At 44.8% G+C, this 20,321-nt stretch carries 18 protein-coding genes and 4 pseudogenes; 10 read left to right on the plus strand and 12 right to left on the minus strand.

The genetic code is table 11. The features are described from left to right. The first annotated feature begins 5 nt into the window (after positions 1–5). Positions 6–749, plus strand: coding sequence for a 16S rRNA (guanine(1516)-N(2))-methyltransferase RsmJ (rsmJ, locus tag XPG1_RS00415; RefSeq protein ID WP_045957330.1), 744 nt, complete (start codon positions 6–8; stop codon positions 747–749). Positions 750–875: 126 nt separating this feature from the next. Here the strand turns inward: rsmJ and gdhA are convergent, their stop codons facing one another. The 5 genes from gdhA to XPG1_RS00440 form a co-directional block, all read right to left on the minus strand. Continuing rightward, on the minus strand, positions 876–2,219 hold the full coding sequence (gene gdhA, locus XPG1_RS00420) for an NADP-specific glutamate dehydrogenase (RefSeq protein ID WP_045957331.1): 1,344 nt from the start codon (positions 2,217–2,219) through the stop codon (positions 876–878). A gap of 259 nt (positions 2,220–2,478) precedes the next feature. Beyond that, entirely contained in the window at positions 2,479–2,910 is a 432-nt protein-coding gene (gene uspA, locus XPG1_RS00425; protein ID WP_045957332.1) for a universal stress protein UspA, read from the minus strand. A gap of 356 nt (positions 2,911–3,266) precedes the next feature. Continuing rightward, positions 3,267–4,757, minus strand: a complete 1,491-nt coding sequence (gene pitA / locus XPG1_RS00430; RefSeq protein WP_045957333.1) for an inorganic phosphate transporter PitA — start codon at positions 4,755–4,757, stop codon at positions 3,267–3,269. 1,372 nt (positions 4,758–6,129) lie between these two features. Continuing rightward, the gene (locus XPG1_RS00435) at positions 6,130–7,278 is read right to left on the minus strand and encodes an MFS transporter (RefSeq protein WP_045957334.1); all 1,149 of its coding nucleotides are present in this window, start codon (positions 7,276–7,278) and stop codon (positions 6,130–6,132) included. 106 nt (positions 7,279–7,384) lie between these two features. Beyond that, positions 7,385–7,570: an MFS transporter gene (locus XPG1_RS00440; protein WP_045957335.1), complete on the minus strand. Its 186-nt coding sequence runs from the start codon at positions 7,568–7,570 to the stop codon at positions 7,385–7,387. A 208-nt stretch (positions 7,571–7,778) separates the two neighbouring features. Here XPG1_RS00440 and XPG1_RS00445 point away from each other — a divergent pair, with 208 nt between their 5' ends. Further along, positions 7,779–8,372: a TetR/AcrR family transcriptional regulator gene (locus XPG1_RS00445; protein ID WP_045957336.1), complete on the plus strand. Its 594-nt coding sequence runs from the start codon at positions 7,779–7,781 to the stop codon at positions 8,370–8,372. A gap of 201 nt (positions 8,373–8,573) precedes the next feature. On the opposite strand, the gene XPG1_RS19205 is transcribed toward XPG1_RS00445, so the two are convergent. Both XPG1_RS19205 and XPG1_RS00455 read right to left on the minus strand, forming a co-directional pair. Then, positions 8,574–8,762, minus strand: a complete 189-nt coding sequence (locus tag XPG1_RS19205) for a hypothetical protein (RefSeq protein WP_436286814.1) — start codon at positions 8,760–8,762, stop codon at positions 8,574–8,576. 977 nt (positions 8,763–9,739) lie between these two features. Continuing rightward, positions 9,740–9,959: pseudogene (locus XPG1_RS00455) on the minus strand (IS5/IS1182 family transposase); the annotation flags it as partial. A 512-nt stretch (positions 9,960–10,471) separates the two neighbouring features. On the opposite strand from XPG1_RS00455, the gene XPG1_RS00460 reads away from it, so the two are divergent. The 3 genes from XPG1_RS00460 to XPG1_RS18155 are packed head-to-tail and all read left to right on the plus strand — an operon-like array spanning position 10,472 to position 12,982. Next, positions 10,472–11,215, plus strand: coding sequence for an SDR family NAD(P)-dependent oxidoreductase (locus XPG1_RS00460; RefSeq protein WP_231853072.1), 744 nt, complete (start codon positions 10,472–10,474; stop codon positions 11,213–11,215). Between the two features lie 26 nt (positions 11,216–11,241). Continuing rightward, positions 11,242–12,765, plus strand: coding sequence for an MFS transporter (locus tag XPG1_RS00465; protein ID WP_045957338.1), 1,524 nt, complete (start codon positions 11,242–11,244; stop codon positions 12,763–12,765). Between the two features lie 46 nt (positions 12,766–12,811). Next, on the plus strand, positions 12,812–12,982 hold the full coding sequence (locus XPG1_RS18155; RefSeq protein ID WP_157879404.1) for a hypothetical protein: 171 nt from the start codon (positions 12,812–12,814) through the stop codon (positions 12,980–12,982). A gap of 36 nt (positions 12,983–13,018) precedes the next feature. Here XPG1_RS18155 and XPG1_RS18790 read toward each other — a convergent pair. The 3 genes and pseudogenes from XPG1_RS18790 to XPG1_RS00480 all read right to left on the minus strand — a co-directional run. Beyond that, positions 13,019–13,258 (minus strand): annotated as a pseudogene (locus XPG1_RS18790) (hypothetical protein); the annotation flags it as partial. A gap of 177 nt (positions 13,259–13,435) precedes the next feature. Beyond that, positions 13,436–14,130 (minus strand): IS1 family transposase gene (locus tag XPG1_RS17845; protein WP_157879406.1). Its coding sequence is split into 2 segments (ribosomal slippage): positions 13,436–13,881 and positions 13,881–14,130, totalling 696 coding nucleotides; the frame shifts between segments, so codons are not numbered across the junction. Between the two features lie 124 nt (positions 14,131–14,254). Further along, complete coding sequence (locus tag XPG1_RS00480; RefSeq protein WP_045957340.1) at positions 14,255–14,872, minus strand: TetR/AcrR family transcriptional regulator; 618 nt, start codon at positions 14,870–14,872, stop codon at positions 14,255–14,257. Positions 14,873–14,991: 119 nt separating this feature from the next. Between XPG1_RS00480 and XPG1_RS18725 the strand changes: the two genes are divergently transcribed. From XPG1_RS18725 to XPG1_RS17850, 4 genes and pseudogenes are all read left to right on the plus strand, one after another. Beyond that, the gene (locus XPG1_RS18725; RefSeq protein ID WP_045957341.1) at positions 14,992–15,303 is read left to right on the plus strand and encodes an MFS transporter; all 312 of its coding nucleotides are present in this window, start codon (positions 14,992–14,994) and stop codon (positions 15,301–15,303) included. A gap of 123 nt (positions 15,304–15,426) precedes the next feature. After that, positions 15,427–15,852, plus strand: a complete 426-nt coding sequence (locus tag XPG1_RS00490; RefSeq protein ID WP_045957342.1) for an organic hydroperoxide resistance protein — start codon at positions 15,427–15,429, stop codon at positions 15,850–15,852. Positions 15,853–16,061: 209 nt separating this feature from the next. Continuing rightward, positions 16,062–17,768, plus strand: a complete 1,707-nt coding sequence (locus XPG1_RS00495; protein WP_045957343.1) for a hypothetical protein — start codon at positions 16,062–16,064, stop codon at positions 17,766–17,768. 82 nt (positions 17,769–17,850) lie between these two features. Beyond that, positions 17,851–18,068, plus strand: a pseudogene (locus XPG1_RS17850) (DDE-type integrase/transposase/recombinase); the annotation flags it as partial. Positions 18,069–18,518: 450 nt separating this feature from the next. Here XPG1_RS17850 and bhsA read toward each other — a convergent pair. Then, the gene (gene bhsA, locus XPG1_RS00500) at positions 18,519–18,770 is read right to left on the minus strand and encodes a multiple stress resistance protein BhsA (RefSeq protein WP_045957344.1); all 252 of its coding nucleotides are present in this window, start codon (positions 18,768–18,770) and stop codon (positions 18,519–18,521) included. A gap of 375 nt (positions 18,771–19,145) precedes the next feature. Then, positions 19,146–19,715, minus strand: a complete 570-nt coding sequence (locus XPG1_RS00505; protein WP_045957345.1) for a TetR/AcrR family transcriptional regulator — start codon at positions 19,713–19,715, stop codon at positions 19,146–19,148. A 50-nt stretch (positions 19,716–19,765) separates the two neighbouring features. Here XPG1_RS00505 and XPG1_RS00510 point away from each other — a divergent pair. Next, positions 19,766–20,200 (plus strand): annotated as a pseudogene (locus XPG1_RS00510) (nuclear transport factor 2 family protein); the annotation flags it as partial. Positions 20,201–20,321: the final 121 nt, after the last annotated feature.

A 20,321-nucleotide genomic window follows, 5' to 3' on the forward strand; every position in this document is an offset into this window, starting at 1 on the left:
AACCTGTGAAAATTTGTTTAATTTGTGAAGAAGGCGCTGATCGCAGTGCCTTATCGCGATTGGCGGAACGGTGGCATCTGATCCACGATGACACGTCTGTCATGGCTCTGGTATTAACCCCCGAACGGCTGGAATTGCATAAACGCGATGAACCCAAGTTAGGTGGGATTTATGTCGATTTTGTTAGTGGAACAATGGCACACCGTCGCCGCTTTGGTGGCGGGCGTGGTGAAGCTGTCGCTAAGGCGGTAGGCATTAAGAAAGATTATTTACCCCATGTCGTAGATGCCACTGCCGGATTGGGACGTGATGCCTTTGTATTGGCCGCTATCGGTTGTCATGTCAGCATGTTGGAGCGTCATCCTGTGGTCGCGGCCTTGCTGGATGATGGCCTGCAACGCGGTTATCAAGATGCAGAGATTGGCGGCTGGCTGAAAGAGCGAATGACGCTTCTCCACACCTCAAGTATTACTGCATTGGCGGAGATGACACCGGTGCCAGATGTGGTTTATCTCGACCCCATGTATCCACACAAGCAAAAAAGTGCGCTGGTCAAAAAAGAGATGCGGGTTTTCCAATCACTGGTTGGTGCTGATGAGGATGCAGATAATTTGCTGGAACCAGCTCGGATGCTGGCAAAACGTCGCGTTGTCGTAAAACGACCAGACTATGCAGAACCATTAGCCGGTATTAAAGCGTCTGCGTCAATTACCACCAAAAACCACCGTTTCGATATTTACCCCTGTTGAAATAAACCCCATGTTCGTTTACGTGGGGCAATATTCCCCCCGGAAGATGGCTACCCCCGTCCGTTATTAAATCAGGCGGGGATGTCACATGGCGGTTAACGGATCTGTTGATGATTATCGGCGAAATTACACAATTCCCTGCGATAACATCGCTTCCGCCACTTTAACAAAACCGGCAATATTCGCACCCTGTACGTAGTTAATTCGCTTGCCTTCTCCACCATATTCAACGCAAGACTGATGGATATCGAGCATAATTTGACGCAAGCGAATATCCACTTTCTCCGCTTTCCAGCTTAAACGCGCTGCGTTTTGCGCCATTTCCAGCCCTGAGGTTGCCACCCCACCCGCATTGGCGGCTTTCCCCGGTGCAAACAAAACGCCAGCATCAAGGAAAACATCCGTTGCTTCAATCGTTGTTGGCATGTTGGCGCCTTCTGCAATCGCTTTCACACCATTTTTAATCAACGTCTTCGCCGCGTCCAAATCCAGTTCGTTCTGCGTAGCACAAGGCAGGGCAATATCCACAGGAATAGACCACGGGTTTTGCCCCTTAAGGAAAGTCAGCCGACGCTCTTTAGCATATTCTTCCACCCGGCCGTAACGCTGATTTTTGATCTCTGCAAGATGAGCCAGTTTCTCCGGTGTAAAACCGTCTTCATCCAATACGCAACCGCCTGAATCCGATACTGTCACTACTTTCGCGCCCAATTCCAGACATTTTTCAATAGAATATTGGGCAACATTCCCCGCCCCCGAGACAGATACCCTCATGCCTTCAAACCCCATACCATGACGTTTAAGCATTTCATGGGTGAAATAAACCAACCCGTACCCGGTTGCTTCCGGACGGATCAGGCTGCCACCAAAAGCGAGATCTTTGCCCGTAAAAACACAAGCGGTATTGTTGGACAGCTTTTTCATCATGCCCGCCATAAAACCAACTTCACGATTCCCGACCCCGATATCGCCGGCAGGTACATCAGTATCGGGACCCAAATGACGGTAGAGTTCGGTCATCAGCGCCTGACAAAACCGCATAATTTCACCGTGGCTTTTACCCTTGGGATCGAAATCAGAACCGCCTTTTCCTCCCCCCATTGGCAGCGTTGTCAGCGCATTTTTCAGTGTCTGCTCAAAACCCAAAAATTTTAGGATAGACAGGTTGACGGAAGGGTGAAAACGCATCCCGCCTTTGAATGGCCCAATGGCAGAATTAAACTGTATTCGCCACGCCCGGTTTACGTGTACTTTGCCTTGATCATCCACCCAACTGACACGGAATTGGATAACCCTTTCCGGCTCGACCAAACGCGCCAATAATCCTTGAGCACGATATTGTGGGTTTTGTTCAAGAAAAGGCCAGAGAGAGTTCAACACTTCTCGCACTGCCTGTAGGTACTCTGGTTGATGTGGATTGTGGGACTGAATCGAATCGAGAAATGAGGCTAAAGAGGATGAAACATTCATTTAAGGCTTCCTTTATTGTCATTCAGAAGTGATGCCCCCCTGCTATTTTCCATATTATTTTTTTGTCGAAAATGCGAGGTAATTACAGTTTGCTTTCTGAATATAGCACTGTTTTATGCTTAAATTTCAATAACTATTTTTTATTTTATTTCTGAAAAAACCTTTGACAATGGTTAAAGCAGTTTCATCATCTTTTCTTGCGCCAAAAAAATCGCCCGCATAAGCAGGCGATTTTACAGAGTAAAAAATCAACCGAAGATTATTCTTCATCACGCAAAGGAACAATCAACATATCAACATGAACAGTGTTAATCAGTTGGCGAGCCGAAGACATCAACTTACTCCAAAAATCCTGATGGTGACCACAGACCACTAAATCCATATCGTATTGTTTGATCGCATCAACCAGGACTTGCCCTAAGTCACCACTACCACTCAACGTTTCCTCAACGGGGTAGCCTGCACCCTCAGATAATTCTTTCAGGGAATTGCGTGTCTCATCGGCGATACGCTCCTGCATATCACCGAGGTTCACATCAATCAGACCGGTATAAAGATCGGAGTAGTTAACATCAACATGGATCAGGGAAACTTTGGCATTGTACGGTTTCGCCATTGACACAGCTTTCTCCACCAAAACCTGACTTTCTGGAGATAAATCAACCGCAACAAGAATATGTTTGTAAGCCATAAGAACTCCTTCCATAACGTCGATTAAAGGGATTGACAGCATTAAATGCCATGATTCGATAGGGATACTATAACGGTTCAAGCCGCTTTTCGAGTGTTGTTTTGATCACAACTTATTGTTTTATTTTCTTTGCTATTTGAAAACTTAAGAACCGTTGTAGAAAAAACAACATGATTGGCAGGTGCGTCGCAATGACTTTAAGGCGCAATTTATCCTGGCGGGAGTATCGTGTAACGTTGTTCAGGCTAGGCCTGATAAACAAGGATACATTCACGTAACGTTACGCGATGAATATCAACGAATAAAAAAGGGCCGGCTTGCAATCGCAAGAAACCAGCCCTCTTTTTAAGACATAATCAGATCAGTTTCAGCGCGATCCAATACAGCAAGCCTGACAGCCCAATCGAAATAGGCAACGTCAGCACCCACGCCAACATGATATTTTTGATGGTCTTGCCTTGCACCCCACCCCCATCAACCAGCATGGTTCCCGCTACCGCAGAGGAGAGCACTTGTGTTGTGGAAACGGGCATTCCCGTATAGCTGGCAACACCAATAGAAACAGCCGCAGTGACCTGAGCAGAAACGCCCTGAGCATAAGTCATGCCCTTTTTGCCGATCTTCTCACCGATAGTCACAGCAACACGTTTCCAACCCACCATAGTGCCCAAAGACAGAGCAAGCGCAACAGCAACAATGATCCATAACGGAGCGTATTCTACCGTCTTCAGGATATCTTTGCGGTAACCGTTCAGAGAACGCGCATCTTCCGGTTTGGTTTCAGGCAGTTTAGCCACAACGCTTGCGGTATCAGCAATACACATCAGCAAACGTCGCATTTTACTACGCTGCTCTGGATTTAACTCATTGAAGTTCTGGATATTTGTCAGCATGCTTTCCGCCGTGCCTAATACCTCCAATGCCCGTGAATTATCACAGTGGAGTGTCATATCCGATTGATCTTCAACAGAGGACGCGACGGTGTTCAATTTAATCGTATGAGCCAACTCAGGCGCGTGCTGTTCATAATGCGACCGCAAATGGAAAACAGCATCACGTGTACGAGAGATATCATAACTCGCTGAATTCATATTGAGGACAAAGCCCGCTGGCGCAACGCCAATCAGAACCAGCATGATCAAACCAATCCCTTTCTGACCATCATTCGCACCGTGGGAGAAACTGACCCCCACCGCGGAGAGGATCAGTGCCGTACGTGTCCAGAATGGCGGTTTACGTTTACCATCCTGTTTTTCACGTTCAGCCGGTGTCATATGAATACGACGACGTTTTTTCGTACCACTCCAGTAACGACGCAGCAAAAATACCATGACGCCAGCAATGATCAACCCAACCAGAGGAGACAGGATCAAGGACATAAAAATCTGTATCATCTTCGGAATATTCAACGCATCCACCATCGATGAATGGGTAACTATCGCATTGGTGATACCGATGCCGATAATAGAGCCAATCAACGTATGGGAACTGGAGGCAGGAAGACCGAAATACCACGTACCCAAATTCCAGATAATCGCCGCCAGCAGCATAGAAAAAACCATAGCCAAACCGTGCGCCGAGCTGACATTCAGCAGGAGATCAGTCGGTAGTAGATGCACAATCGCATAAGCGACACTTAATCCACCCAGGAGAACACCCAAAAAGTTAAATACCCCTGCCATAACAACGGCAAGTTGCGAACGCATCGCACGGGTATAAATAACAGTTGCTACTGCGTTTGCGGTATCATGAAACCCATTGATGGCTTCATAGAAAAGCACAAACAACAGAGCAAGCACTAACATAAGGCCGGTATAAAATTCCAGGCCAGTAAACAGATGTAGCATAAACGTTAAGCCAGTTAGTAGGACATGAACGCGCGCATTATCATGGACAAACGTTAGCACGAAAAGAAAAATATGACCTTTTTTTGATTTAAAGACAATCAAATAATACAAAAACCATTTTATTTTGCAAAAATATCAAAGAGTTAATTAAACTTAATGGTTTAATGTTTTTTTGGCGAAAAATCACTTTTTTCCGCAGAACATGAAACCAAATGCACATTTTTCTCTGTAGTGCATGCGCAGAGCCTTCACAATGTCGCCCTCTTTACCTCCAAAGAGTACTCCTGCCGACATAAGACGGGAAGGGAATTTGGCTGGGGTTGAAAAGTTCGTTGCATTGAAACGGCTGAATATGAACTTCAAAAAAAGTGTTAAAACACACCAACGCTGCCGCTTAGGTAAATCCCCTTATCCCACCCTAATAAATTGCGGGAGACCCTGACACCAGAACCATCAACTGGTATATAGCCCAATCCTCAACGTTCGGTTAATTTTTCGATAACGGGATACCCAGCAAGTTGATATGTCTACACTATTTTAATCAGTAGCAGCATGGGAAAAAACGTAGTGTTCTACAGACATATCCCCATCTGATCCTGGTCACAGAGGATTATTTGAATATAAACTTGATAATCCATAATATAAGAACCCAGTTTATTAATGCGAACGGTTACCCAGATTCCGTCCATACCTTGCTTTCGTTGATTATATAAATCTTATTTATACAAAGCTAAATCCAGCGACTAAATCTGCCAATGGCTAGTTCTGGAAATATCACTTCATAATCAGATTCGTCATGGGTTATCTCTCTGCTAACAGGTAAATACAGACAGCATAACTATTTAAAATACAGACAAAAATAAGACTAAAACTCCCAAAAAATATTTATTTTTCCTCTTCTTATTTCTGAAAGAAAAATTCTTATTCATGTTATTTTCTCTATTTATTTTAAATTTTATTCATAAAAGTTTATGTTGAAGATTTTTTTGCTTTATCAATAAGTTTGTAGCCCGTTGAAATGGGCTATGTTCATCTATCTGGCTATCCAAGGATAAGATCTTTATTGTCATCCCTCGACTACTGGCTTTTCCGTAACGGGTTGCAATACGCCGATTTCTTTCAGAAAATCGAAACAATTGCTCTGCCGATTCCTCGAGACCCACCAGTAACTAATGCAACTTTACCGTTTGGTTTACTTGCTTTTAAAGTATCCACTTACGCCTCCATATTTTATGGACCTAATGGTGATTTAGTTCTATCTTGATGCAGTTGAAAAACGCATAAACTCTGGATTTTTGGCAATTTGGCAATATAGATTGCTACCAGATTGAAAATATATATATCTTGCTGATTTAGTTACTTTCAGAATATGTTATCTTTTTTTAAAATTAGCTACTTGCAAAGTAAGCACACATAAAACCAAAACAACCAAAAATACCCCTGTCCAAGTGGCAACTACAGGATTTTCACCAAAAATCCCCATTGAGAATGAACTGAACGTGGTGCCTGACGTTACACCTAGAGTTACTAAAGTAGTGTGAACTGTGGTGACGAGAAATCCAGTTCCTCCTGCTTTAGTAACGCGGGTTACTAAAGCAGGGTTCATAGAAATCCCTATTAACCCAACAATAAGAACCATAATTAAAGTTATTGTTTTCACATGACTAAATAAAGATAGAGTAATCAGTGCAACAAGCAGGATTGAGTGTCCAGTTATCAGAATACCGACTGGATGTGCATCGGCAAATCGCCCCACAATTAAATTCCCAATAACAGTACAGATACCATAACCGAAGAGAATTGTAGTGGTTGCATCTGAACTGAAGCCCGCATTTTCTTGCAATAATGGCGTGAAGAAAGAAAAGGAACCATATGCTGCCCCAATGGTAAGAAAACTTACAAGATAACATGACCACAGCTTTGGTGATGTTAAATTGTGCAGATCCTCGGCAGACTCACTTTCAGATGCTTTTTCAATATCAGGTAAGCCCTTAGCTACAATGAAACTAATAATTAATGCAGCAATTCCTAGTAGATAAAAACATGCCTGCCAGTCCCACTGATTAGCTATATAGTGGCTCATCGGCAAACCAATGACAGTTCCCACTGTTAAGCCACTTAACACGATCGAAACAGCACGCCCAATTTGAGAAGGGGATGGAGCTAAACGTGTTGCAAATATTATAGACAGGCCAAAGGTTGCTCCAGATAAACATCCAGTAACCAGTCGAGCCAATGCTAGCCACCAATATTGATGCACAACAGGCGCTACCAATTCGATTACTGCATACCCAGCGATGACACAGGATAATGCCAGACGTGGTGATTGGCGGCGTAAAAAAAATGTAATGATAGGCGCCCCAATTGCCATTCCTAGCGCGTAAATGGACACCAAAAGCCCTACACGGCTAATTGGCTCATTTAGATCAGTCGCAATGCTAGGTAACATTCCAGCAGTTTGTAATTCGCTCATTGTGACAATAAGAATTGCCATCATCAAAATATATAAATAGCGTTTCAAGCTTTCACCTCTTGGTATGAACCATATTTTGCTCCTATTACACGAGCGAGCTCCTGATTGGTGTTGGAAACTTCAGGAATCGGACGGCCAGCTTGTGCCGTTAATCCTACGTTAAAGAAAAATTGTTCAAACCCGCCTGCGAAATAGAAACGCCAAGGTCACTTGCCATCACCGGAATCATGCCGGCAACCTGAAACTCACTGGTAACCATGGCAAAAATGCCGAATGTCAATATATATACGGCAAATGGCAACACTTCATTTTTACTGTCTGCGACGGATGTATGCTTCATAAATATCATTCCTTTTCCTAAGCAGCACCCAGAGGGATGCCATGTAACACATCTGAAGTTTCTGTCGTGTTTCCGGTACGTTTTTCTTAAGCCGATGTACTATGCTGCACTATTTTGTAATAGTGACTACAAAAAAAGCTAACTCACTTGCGAAATAGCGTCAAGAGATTTATGTTATTCCTACTACATAATTGTATGGGAGGGTAAAATGGCTCAGAGAGGTAGGCCTGTCAGTTTTGATCGCGAGGTTGCGCTTGAACGAGCTATGAAGATCTTTTGGTCCAAAGGATATGTTGGTACTCAGCTGGTGGATCTCACTTCTGCAATGAATATCAATCCGCCGAGTTTTTATGCTACCTTCGGCAATAAAAGGAAAGCATTCTACGAAGCGGTTGAACTGTACATCCGTTCCGTAGGTTCCAAATCTATGCTTAAGCTGGCGGAAGGTGATACTGCCGCGGATGGATTGCGCGCCATGCTGGAATCGACGATAAAAATTGCGAGGTCGAATGAGGCCGGCGGATGTTTATTGATGATGAGCGTGGTCAATCATGTACCTGGCGACGATGACGAATGGGTTCATTTGAAGAATATTCGTCAAAAGACTTTGTCTTTGATCCGCGAGCGAATTGAGCGCGGCATTGCCGACGGGGACTTACCGAAAAAGAGCGATGCCAAGGCTTTGGCATCGTTTTTTTTCGGCATTACTCAAGCTATTTCCTTCCAAGCTCGTGATGGAGCGTCCGAAGAAGAACTGACCCGCCTGATAGAACCGGCAATGGCGGCGCTTTCACCAAAGTAGGCAGTAGGCACTCCTGATGCAAACCGCTTGAGGGTGAAATTATCCCCCTCAAGCGCTAAGTTGCCAGAACATCACCGCAATATTCCCGATAGTGCCTATTACCAGGACGGTAGCCGTTTCTCATCCGTGTTTGCAAACTCAATAAAACGTTTTTGAAACCATTAATTCACGATTTTCTTTAGGAGAAAATCAACACATCCTTTAAAATGCGCCAGGTAATACGAACCCGTTTGCTGGCCAAGGTGGCCGTGTCTCCATAACCCCGCATCGGGCAATCAACTTTTTCAGCCACTCACCCAAGCCATCATCACGTTTTTGACAACCGAGTATCACCGCGCGGGCGCCATGAATGATTAACGTTCGCAGGTGACGGTTGCTCTGTTTGGTCATACCTGACAGGAGAATTTTCCCACCGGAACTGTATTGGCGTGGAACCAGACCACACCAGGAATGGTCAATACCCGATGAAAAACAGCCTGAATGTCTTTATCTATTCGTGAATGCGCGCATCAAATCGTTGCATATCTTCTTGTAACGAATGGAATAGGCGGAGGAGTAAAGGATAATGAATAGTTTCCTTCCTCCGAAATATCAGGCAGAGCCTGCCGGAGTTACTGAATTCCCGCAGGGATAACGATCCCCTGCTCAACGAGCAACGCCCGGATTTGATTAACCCATGCGGTACGTCGTTCTACCGCGAGTTGTCGGGCACTGCGTAGTGCTTTGATACCCTGTTATTTAAGGGGTTTGACCGGAACAAAGTGGATCCCTGAACGACAGTCGGTTTTACAGATAGTCAACACATCTTTTGCCTTAAGACTTTTTTGTTTCAGGTAACATAGTTATCAGCTAACCAGACACAGATCTGAAAAACGTTTTTGGCGAGATCAATGCTCACCATTTTGATGGTGTTCATGTGAGAACCTCCCAAAATGCAATGTACTCAGTATCACGTCAAAGATGACACAGTTAGCAACTGAAAAAGGGTGCGTCCATCACCACAGTTAGCTTATGGTGTGATGAAATCAGGAACATTATTTAACGCAGAAATACCACTTGCAGTTTAATGACTGAGGCGGTATCTGATTTATATAATATAAATGGGGCTGTCCTAGTACTACAGCCGTACTCTCTTGGGAATCAATGAGCTTTTTGCGTGGGCGGAAATCAGCATTCAAAAAAAGAAGAAGTAACATCAATTCAAGTGTTCTATGGAATTATTCTCTATTGAGAAGAGTGAATACGGCTGTAGTACCACATAGTATCGTCATGAGATATTCAACCAAAGCGCGAGACAACGGATCTGAACGATGGCAAGAAATGAGGCACTATTTTTCGCATATCGCGTTGCTATACCCCACCAATGTTTTTGTCCGTCCCATATCCTGATTCCCCCCCTTTAGCGCCAGCCACATGAGGATGAACTTTGATATGGCTGGCATCCATCATTAACCATTCGAAATCCGGTTCAGATATCAGGTGTTCAAGTAGGGCTTCCCATACCCCTTTACGCCCCGGCAAATGTGGACCAAGTAAGTTCCAAATATGATCTGAAATATCATGACGGCGGTATGCGGGTGTGTTCATTGTAGTCAGGATAATGGGGGAGTTTAAACGCGTTTCGGATCAGGAATACCATCTTGGATTTGCTCAAAAACAGGGGGAGCTTACCTGATGACTGTTTAATACGACAGAACCTTTGCTGGACAGCTTCATCACGATCCGGGATCAAAGGTGTGGGAACGCCCCATCTGTACTATCTCAGATTACTTTACTCATTAATATAAATACCAGTCGATATAAAAGTTGTTGACAAAGACAATCTTGCACCGTAGATTTATATCAATTGGTATATAAATCAGTAGGGTGCGTACCTGCTGAAAAAGGATAGACAAATGCCGCCAATTCGTCACGTCTACCGGGATATCCAAGTGAATCATTCTCATACTGCTGGAGTTCGACTTGGCCTCATTGGCTGGAGCCTCACATCGACACGGATTCAATCCTTATCACAGAGCTACTGGATCACGCATACCGTCAAGCTACTGAGGCTTGCCTCCAAAATAATCTTTCATTTTTAACCATTCATAGGAGCTTTAATCATGAATTCACTCACAGGCAAAGTCGCCCTCGTTACTGGTGGCAGCCGCGGTATTGGTTCTGCCATTGCTCGCATGCTAGCAATGCACGGTGCGGACGTTGCCATCACCTACGGTTCTTCCAAGGACAAAGCAGAGGCCATTGCGGCAGAGATCCGCGCATTCGGTCGGCGTGCTGAAGTCATCGCTGCCGATGCGTCCGATGTCACCCAGATCATCGCCGCCGTGGATATGACCGTCGCGAAACTCGGACGACTCGACATTCTGATTAACAATGCTGGAAACTTCCTTACCGGTACTATCGACCAGCTTACACTTGATGATTTCGAACGCACCATGTCGGTCAATCTGCGAGCGGTGTTCGTCGCTATCATGCAAGCGGTCAAGTACTTGCCCGATGGCGGGCGTATCATCTCTCTGGGGAGCTGCCTTGCCCCTCGCGCCGGGCGAGCCGGCATCAGTCTGTACGCTACTAGCAAGTCGGCCTTGGTCGGTTTAACTAAAAGCGTTGCGCATGACCTAGGCAAACGCGGCATCACAGTCAATCTAATCCATCCGGGCCCAACCGACACTGATATGAACCCAGCCGACGGGCCGCGCGCACCATCAACACTGGCTGAATTGGTTCTGCCCGCCTACGGTCAACCCGAAGATATTGCTGCCACCGTACTGCACTTAGCTAGCGATAGCGGGCGTTATATTACTGGTGCAGTGATTGACGTGGACGGCGGCTTCAACGCTTGAATCGGTCTAAACAGAGGAGCATCGTAATGAAAAAATCCTATGCCAGTATACGGCGCTGGCTACTACTACTCACTGTCTGTCTAACCGGAATTTTGACGCCGCTATGTTTCACCGGCCCGGCAGTGGTATTGCCATCAATCCAGCAGGTATTGGGTGGTACACCCAATCAGCTTAACTGGGTGATGAATGGCTATATTTTGACCTATGGCAGCCTAATGATGGCAGGTGGAAGTCTAGCCGACATCTATGGTCGCAAGCGGGTCTGGTTGCTTGGGTTGATGCTGTTCATCGTGGTCACGTTCACCATTCCCTACGCGCCGTCGGTGTTATGGATGGATGTGTTGCGTATGCTTCAGGGTGCAGCGGGAGCCGTGGCATTCGCCGGAGGTGTTTCGACCCTGGCACAAGTCTTCCACTCCTCGGAGCGCACCCAGGCATTCAGTATCCTCGGCACCTGCTTCGGCGTAGCGCTGGCCTTTGGCCCGCTAGTGGCTGGCTGGCTGGTAGACACGGCTGGCTGGCGCTGGGTGTTTTTTGCGACTGCGTTGCTCAGTGTCGTTAGCCTAGTTCTAGCGCTCTTTACCGCCGACGAGTCGCGCGATCCGCAGGCTACTGGCTTGGACTGGCCGGGTGCGATCAGTTTCACCGGCTTTCTGACGCTGTTGACTTATGGACTGTTGCGGGTACCCGAGCATGGGTGGGCGGACACTGGCGTCGTCGCGTCGCTGGTGGCGACTATCGTGCTGTTCGTCGCCTTCGTTGTCATCGAGCGGAGGCAGGCTCGCCCCATGCTCGACTTGTCTCTGTTCGCCAGCGCCCGCTTCGTGGGTGTGCAACTACTCGGCGCTTCGCCTGCTTTTTTCTATATCACCTTGATCGTGATCTTGCCAGCGCGTTTCATCAGCGTGGATGGTTACAGTGCATTGGAGGCAGGGCAAATCATGATCGCCTTATCTGCGCCACTGCTGGTCGTGCCTTTCCTCGCCGGTGTGCTGGCGCGCTGGGTGTCGGCTGGCGTACTGTCGGGCATAGGCCTATTGATCTTGGCACTGGGCCTAGCTCTGTTGGGCCATAACTTGGCGGGAGGCGCTGTCGATGATGCATTGCATTGGCCAATGCTGTTGATCGGCGTGGGTATCGGCTTACCCTGGGGTCTGATGGACAGCTTGGCTGTCAGCGTGGTAGAAAAAGAACGAGCAGGGATGGCCACTGGCATCTTCAATGCGGTCCGCGTGTCAGCCGATGGTTTAGCATTAGCTGTATTAGGTGTGCTGCTGGTGATCCTTATCCAGTCTGGTTTGTCCGATGTCACTTCCAACACCGCATTGAGCCAGGCTGCCAGCCGTGCCGCCATTGGTGATCTAGCTGGCGCCAACACCTTGTTGCCTGGATTAGGAGACGCGGTGCTACGTAGTTACGACGCAGCATTTCGTACTACCCTATTCATCCTGTCTGGTGCTTCCGTGCTAACGGCGCTGGTGATCTTCACGCTGTTGGGTCGAGCGGGCACGCATGGTGAAAGCATATCCGTTTCGGCAAACAATGTCTGATATGATTTTCTTCAACTTTTTCTAATCTCTGAAAAGGAAATTAATTATGAGCAAGATAGTTCTCTACACCTCCTCTGCCATCTCCAGCGGCAACGGGTGCAATGGACATGTACGAAGTACCGATGGATTGCTGGGCCTCTATCTGGCGTCCCCAAGTAATTTGGCGGTATGGATGAAAGATCAATCCAGAGCAACTGTTTGGGTTATGTCCCATTAATGACGGCAAATTAGCAAAAGTTGAGGTGATTGTTTTTCAGGCGGTCAGCAGATAGAAGTATTCCGCGGGAGAAATCGAGGTTCCGTACTGTTGCACATACTGACCTTTGCTGAGCATGCAAAGCAACTCTATGCAAGCCAGCAGGGTCTGTGCCCGCCGAAAATTTTTGAACCCCTACAGTCACGTTTGCTCTCGGCGGAACGATTTAAATCCTAACATCGGGCTGAGCCAGCGTTTGACATGGAGAGGGCCTTGTTCAATGAGATTATTCAGGTATGTGTTTGGCAGGATATCGCTCTGGACTCGCTCAAAAACAGGGAGGATGACCTGATGTTCTGCTAATGCGATAGAACGGGTCTGTATGTTGCGCAAAGGAGAATACCCGCAAGCACTAGAATATCCAATTTCACCGGCGGCCTATTTCGGTCGTGTATTCAACCTGTTGATTGGCCATCAATAATAGAACTCACGCTCGATGAATGTGCCAATGATCTTGTCATGCATTTCAACTGACTTAGAATAACCCAGCGTCTTGCGATTGAGTCGCTTTAGCCTGTTACGCAGGTTCAGATTTTCTCGTTCAATACGTTGAGTATAAAGTTTACCGGTGATATGTTTCTCATCAGCCAATATGTCATATGCCCCGAAATTATCGGTGCACCAGAATGCCACATCAAAAGCGGATAACTTTTCCAGCAACGTCCTGAGTGTCTGTTTGCTACGGGCGCCAAAAGCGTGAGCGACAATACGTTTCAAGCGAGGCTCCCACGCGTACCACAACCAGCGTTGCCGTTTTTTGTTACTGATGAATGACCACATTTCATCGACTTCACAGATAAGCTGAAGCTCAGGGGTATCCAGCGGCAGCGTGGTTACACATCGCGGCGCGAGTTTTTTAAAGTGCGTACAACAGCGTTAATGCTGACATGAAGTGCCCGTGCCGTATCACGAATACCGGCGTTATTCATGGCAAGCTTGACGATTTGCTCTTTTATACCCGAATGGCAAGCCCGGTAAGTGTATTCGAGCTGGAAGGTTCTACGACAGGACTGGCAATAATATCGTTGATGCCCACCTTCTCCTTTACCGTGTTTTTTAACAGGCGTGGTTTGGCCACAAAACCGACACTTCACTTCAACTAATGCCATCACTATCCCTCACGTATTTACCCTCATTATACGTGAGAAACAACGGGATGAATACGTGACCGCCTATTTCTATCAGCTAACTGCATAAAAATAAATTAAGATACTTGTGTTTGCGCGTGCTGTATTAGCAACTGCTAGTGCTGGCTCTAATATCCCAAACATTCATTATTTGCGTAATGGATGACTCGAGAACTGCCAGAGGAACTCCGCCCCTAGCTAGGGTTGAAAATCCTAACAGGAAGCTGTCGAACATTGTAGCCATTACTGTTGGATCACTTTCTCCTGCCAATTCACCGTTATCTATGGCCCGCTGGACACAGGAAGTGAACCCTTTCCGTACTCGTTCTCTGGCATCGATCAGCAGTTTTTGGATACGATTGTGCTCCGGTGAGCAAACACTCGCTGACAGCACCAACAAGCAGCCAGGAGGATGGTTACATTCCGTCTGCATTTTTGCTGAACGACGTAAAGCCAGTTCAATTCCCTCCTTAGGAGGAATATTTTTATCCCAAAGACTAGTGGTGACTTGACCGTACGTATCAATATAACGGGCTACCACTTCTTTAAATAATGTCTCTTTGGAACCAAAGGCCGCATAGAAACTAGGCGCTGATATACCGCCCATCCCAGCCTTTAGTAGGTTTAGAGACGTTGATTCATAGCCATGCTCCCAGAACAACAACATTGCTTGATTGATTGCTTCATCACGATCGAAGCTACGTGGGCGTCCCATCTTAGCCATAACCATTTCCCCATTAAAAACAGACTTAGATATTAATCGATATAAAAGTCCTTGACAAGATAACTTCACGACCATTATATTTTATATCAATTGATACATATATTGAAGGGGTCATTGTGATGCGCGGAAACACCTCTGCGTTACTTGAAACAGAGAGTGAACTCCGGCCAATTTCTGGGCTATTCGTACTCGCAATGACGAGTTTTATCGCTATCCTGACAGTGATACTTCTCGCAGGACTCTTACCACAAATTGGCATGAACCTCAGTGTATTAGAGGCGTTAGCTGGTCAGCTCGCTCTAAGCTTTCTATTAGCGGCAATTCCTCTTACAACAGCAACACGCAATTTGCGCCAACAATCTGTCTCATCATATTTTCGAAAGGTAAGCGATTTCCTAGGCATTGGGCAAGACGGTGATATAAAAATGTAAATCTACATCTACACATACAAAACCGATAGCCTAGCATTAACAATAGAGGACTCGTTAACCAAAAATAGCAATTTTATTTTTTGGCTTCAGTGAAGCTATTTTACTTTGATAAGGAATCAAATTATGACTAAAACTTTGTACACTACATCTGTAATTTCTACGGGCAATGGCCGTAATGGCCAGGTTAAAAGTGCTGATAGCCTGTTGGATCTAGCGCTCAGTTTCCCTAAAGAATTCGGCGGCGAGGGTGGTAACACCAACCCTGAACAGCTTTTTGCTGCGGGCTATGCGGCTTGTTTTCATTCTGCGTTGAAATTGGTTGCCGACCGTGAAAAAATCTCTCTAGGGGAAACAACTGTTAATGCCCAAGTCAATGTGCATCCAACGGATGATGATGGCTTCTTTCTAAGCGTTGCATTGCACATTACTGCACACCACGTAATGCAAGCTGATATAGAAGAATTGGTAAATAAAGCACATCAAGTATGTCCTTACTCAAATGCAGTAAAAGGAAATATTGACGTGACATTAGCGGTTAGTATCGCTTAAGTGCAACACACAATTAATGACAGGTTTCTTCTTCATGGAGGGACCTTCTATATCTTATTTTTAGGTGACTGTAATTTTTACAGTGCAGAAAATACACCTTATGCCTCTATAAACCCATTACCTTTGGGATCGTAAAATAAAATATTTGGATGGTTTATTAAAAAATATTCTAAAAATACCTTTTACTATATACATCAATAGGAATGCAAATGTATAAAAAAATACTAAACTCACTCACTTTCACAATGCTTTTGGTAACACTGGTGACCTCAGCCAATAGTCCTACGTTACCAGAGAAAAAAACAATAATAGAGGTTTCTGATCGAGAAATGGATAATGTGAAAAAGGAAAAAAATGTAGCGCATGTTTCAACCAAAGCAGAGTTGATTTCTGCAGTAGCCGATCAAACTATCAGAAAAATTCTCGTATATGAATCACTTTATGATGTGCCTAATTTAAGCCTAAAACCCGGACAATCATTGATCGGTACAGGACCAAATTTATTTATTGATTTTTCAAAAGATATTGATGGATTGCAGCTGAGTGAAAACAATACTATTAGTAATATTACTTTAAAAGTTACACCTACTAAGAGAGCTATATACAATACCTATAATATATTATCTTTTGGTAAGTTTGAACTGGAGGATATTAAAACCATAGGCCAAGTGCAAATTGTAGCTAAAGATAAATTGATTCAAGGCGCACTCAAGATTAATAATCTTCATGTTATATTTTCTGATACTACAGCCACACCAGAACGCCCTAGCACTGGAATCGGCAGCAAAGCAACAAGTAATATTGATATATTACAAGGTGCGGTTACGTTATTGAATCTCCAACAAAGTAAAAACTCTATTATAACTGCGGAAATTCGTGGATTAACGATTGGATTGGCAGAACAACCTGTATATGGTTCAGGACTGCTTATTTCTGGCGGTAAAGGAAATATCTATACCCACTCAGGAGATACTTTAGGTGGACAAGTCAAAGTATCCGTTGTAGAAACTGGTGATGTTTTTAATGATTCTAAGATCCCGGCGGGTACAGATAATCTCATATCTGGCAGCGTATTTATTGCATATGCTAATGCTGAGCAGGTAATCAATCGTGGACGAACTATTTCATACGGCACTAATGGTCTTGGACTCGACAATTGGGGACGAGTGAAAAACTGGACGTCTATTGGCCCAGTTGAAACCTTCGGTGACAGTGGGATGGGAGTTGTCAATTTCGGCGTCCTAAATTATCTATCAGTTGCGTCCATCCAAACTCATGGTAACGGTGCCAGAGCGTTTAATGTACTGACAGGTACTGTTGATAATGCTTATTTTGGTTCGCTGAAAACCTATGGTAATGGTGCGACTGCGATTTTAATATCTCAACCGATTGGCCGCCTCTCTGTTAATAGTAATATTGAGACATTTGGTGCCAGTGCCAACTCACTTACCGCTGGCATTCTTGACAAACAACCTTCCGCGGCTTTGAGAATGTTATCTGGTTCTGCCAAAGAGATATTCATTGGTGGAAATATGGTGACCAGAGGAGAAGGTAGCGGCGCTATTGAGCTTCAGGATGCCACGTTAGAACGATTAGTTGTTCAGGGTAAAATTCAAGCCAGCGGAAAAAATTCCAATGCATTAAAAGTTGTGAACAGTAACTTACCCTTGATTAACCTAGATCTAAAATCTGCTTTCGATAGTGCAATATTTCTCTCTAGAGCCCATATTGTAGCGTTAAGCGGTGTTAAGGCTTCAGGTATACAAGGTGATTTGGTTGTGGAACAAGATTCTTCCATCGTGACGAGATCCCAAAGCACGGAAGCACTTTCCTACAGTTTTGGTAACCACTTCAATATTAGTGGTGCTGATAAGTTAACTATTGAAAATAACGTATTTGTAGACGCAGCCGATTAATGGTTCTGTCGTATTAACAGAGAGATCGCGAACGAAAGTATCTTGATGTATTTGAAAAGCGTTCAAACGTCTACACTATTCTATTGATATTATCACCCAGTGTGTCCACTGGTACCTCGCTTGTGCCTTGAGGTCGACCATTCCACGTTGTGCCGCTGGGTTCTCCGACTGTCTCTATCTACTGGATAAGGCATTCCGTCGGTGTAAGCGTACTATAGGGCGGCGTTGGCGAATAGATGAAACCTCCATAAAATCAATGGACAGTGGAAATATTTGTACCGGGCGGTCGATATGCCAGGTTAGACTGTTGACTTCCTACTGACAGCCAAGCAGGCTACCGTAGCCGCGTTGCGCTTCTTTATATATCAGTAAAAACATATTGCAGCGTCGGTTAAAAGGCGTGATAACCCGTAGCGAACTCAATAAGCCAGCAGTAGCGCTGACAAATAAAAATGCCCGAATAGTGTGGCTACGGGTCAACCAACAATCGAGTTATGAAGCGCGATGGATAACCCTTTATGTAGCAAAAGTAAAAGCCCATAATTTGATGTAACTTAATGACTGACAGGTAGTGCCGACTCTCTGTGAACCTGGTAAACGGATCAGTCTATCGAGACTGTTGAATTAATGAGGACAGAGAGTACGGGTTTTCATCAGGGCTCACTGCAGCCGAATATATGTTTGCGACTATATTGTCATGTCAGAAAAATTCACCCTCCACTTGAATTAAGTCGGTGTCCATATATCGGGTTATCTATATATCTCGGCAGTTCCATTTAAATTATTCTGACCAAAAGCAGAAGTAATACGGAAATATTTCGCTCCAGACTCATTAGCTTTTTGGGATAATTGTTCAGTGAGTGTATCTAGGGTTTCTGCTCCTGTTACGGAAATGACCCCAACTTTCTCTCCGACAGGGGATTTGACTTCAGTAGCAGCTAATGAACCAAATGAAATAGCACTTAATGCTAATAAAGCAATAATACATTTTGAACTTTTCATCTCGTAATCCTATGTTAGTTTTCGACTTACGAAAAAAGCTATACGGTATTTTTCAATTGACAGAATAGTCAGGTACACACTATAAAACCTCAAGTTAACTTTATGTCAATAGATATAAAGAAAAATAAAGGCATTGATTTTAATAGAGCTTTTATTATGGAGCTGGTTGAACAGCCGAAGAGAATCTCACCCTCATACTCTCATGCAACTGACGTTAGGGTAGGAGAGTGAAAATTTCCCTGTTCCACATATCGGGTAGAGCCTGTCAGCGTTGCTGAATGCCCGCAGGGATAAATAGTGTTACGGCTGTAGTAATAAATAATCTGATATTAAACCAGCCCTGTTCTTATCCGTTGCGATTTTTATTGGCAGTGTTCACCGATTCAGAAACTCAGCATACAACGACAGCCAGTTTTCCAAGAGAGATACGACCTGATCACTCTCTTCGCCATATTGAGCCATGACAATGGCACCATCGATAAGCAATGTCATTTGCTTAGCCAGAACCGGCCTTTCCGATGTGGCAGGCAGGAATGTTGCGAGGATTTCTGTCATTTCCTGCTTATGAGATTGCACAACAGGCTGTATTTCCGGTAATGCCTGAGAAAATTCAACGACAGAATTGATGAATGCGCAGCCGCGGAATTCTGCGCTCATAAACCATTTTTTCAGGACTGCTGGAAGCGCTTTTACAAGGGTGCCATAGGCAGACATATCCGCAGCTAATGTCGTACTAAACCAGTGAATCCAGCGCTGATGTCGATAGTCGAGAAAAGCCATAATCAAATCATTTTTAGAGGGAAAATGCCGATAGAAGGTCACTTTGGTGACGCCGGCTTCCTTGATGATACGATCTATCCCGGTGGCCCTAATCCCTTCTTGATAAAAGAGATCATGAGAAACCTGGAGAATACGTTCACGTGCAGTTGAGCTATTTTTTGACATAGAACCTCCTTTAATAAAATTATCAACTAAGTAGACAGAGTTGTCTAAACAAAGAAACCGCGATTGAAAAAGTTCGTTTGGCTGAAGATGCCTGGAACAGTTGTGATCCTGAGAGAGTTTCAGGTGTATACGCTCCAGATACTCATTGGCGAAATCGTGCAGAGAGTGTTGATGGGCGTGAAGCCGTAGTGGAATTTTTACGCCGAAAATGGCTCAAGGAGCTGGAATACCGATTGATTAAAGAGTTATGGGTCTACGATGAGAACCGTATTGCAGTCAGATTCTCCTATGAATGGCATGACGATTCAGGCAACTGGTTTCGTAGCTATGGTAATGAAAACTGGGAGTTTAATGAACAGGGGCTTATGATCAACAGATATGCCTGTATTAATGATATGCCGATCAGGGAAGAAGAACGCCTCTTTTTATGGCCGCTGGGGCGCAGACCTGATGATCACCCTGGGCTTTCAGAATACGGGCTTTAATGGTCTGTTTTGGCATAAATACAATGAGTGATAAGAAAGGATATCTCTTGGTCAGTTAAAACTAGCCAGCATGATTTTAAACTATTTCTTTAGCTTATTGAGGGGTAGATCATATTTATCA

The sequence above is a fragment of the Xenorhabdus poinarii G6 genome, from assembly GCF_000968175.1.
Lineage (GTDB): Bacteria > Pseudomonadota > Gammaproteobacteria > Enterobacterales > Enterobacteriaceae > Xenorhabdus > Xenorhabdus poinarii.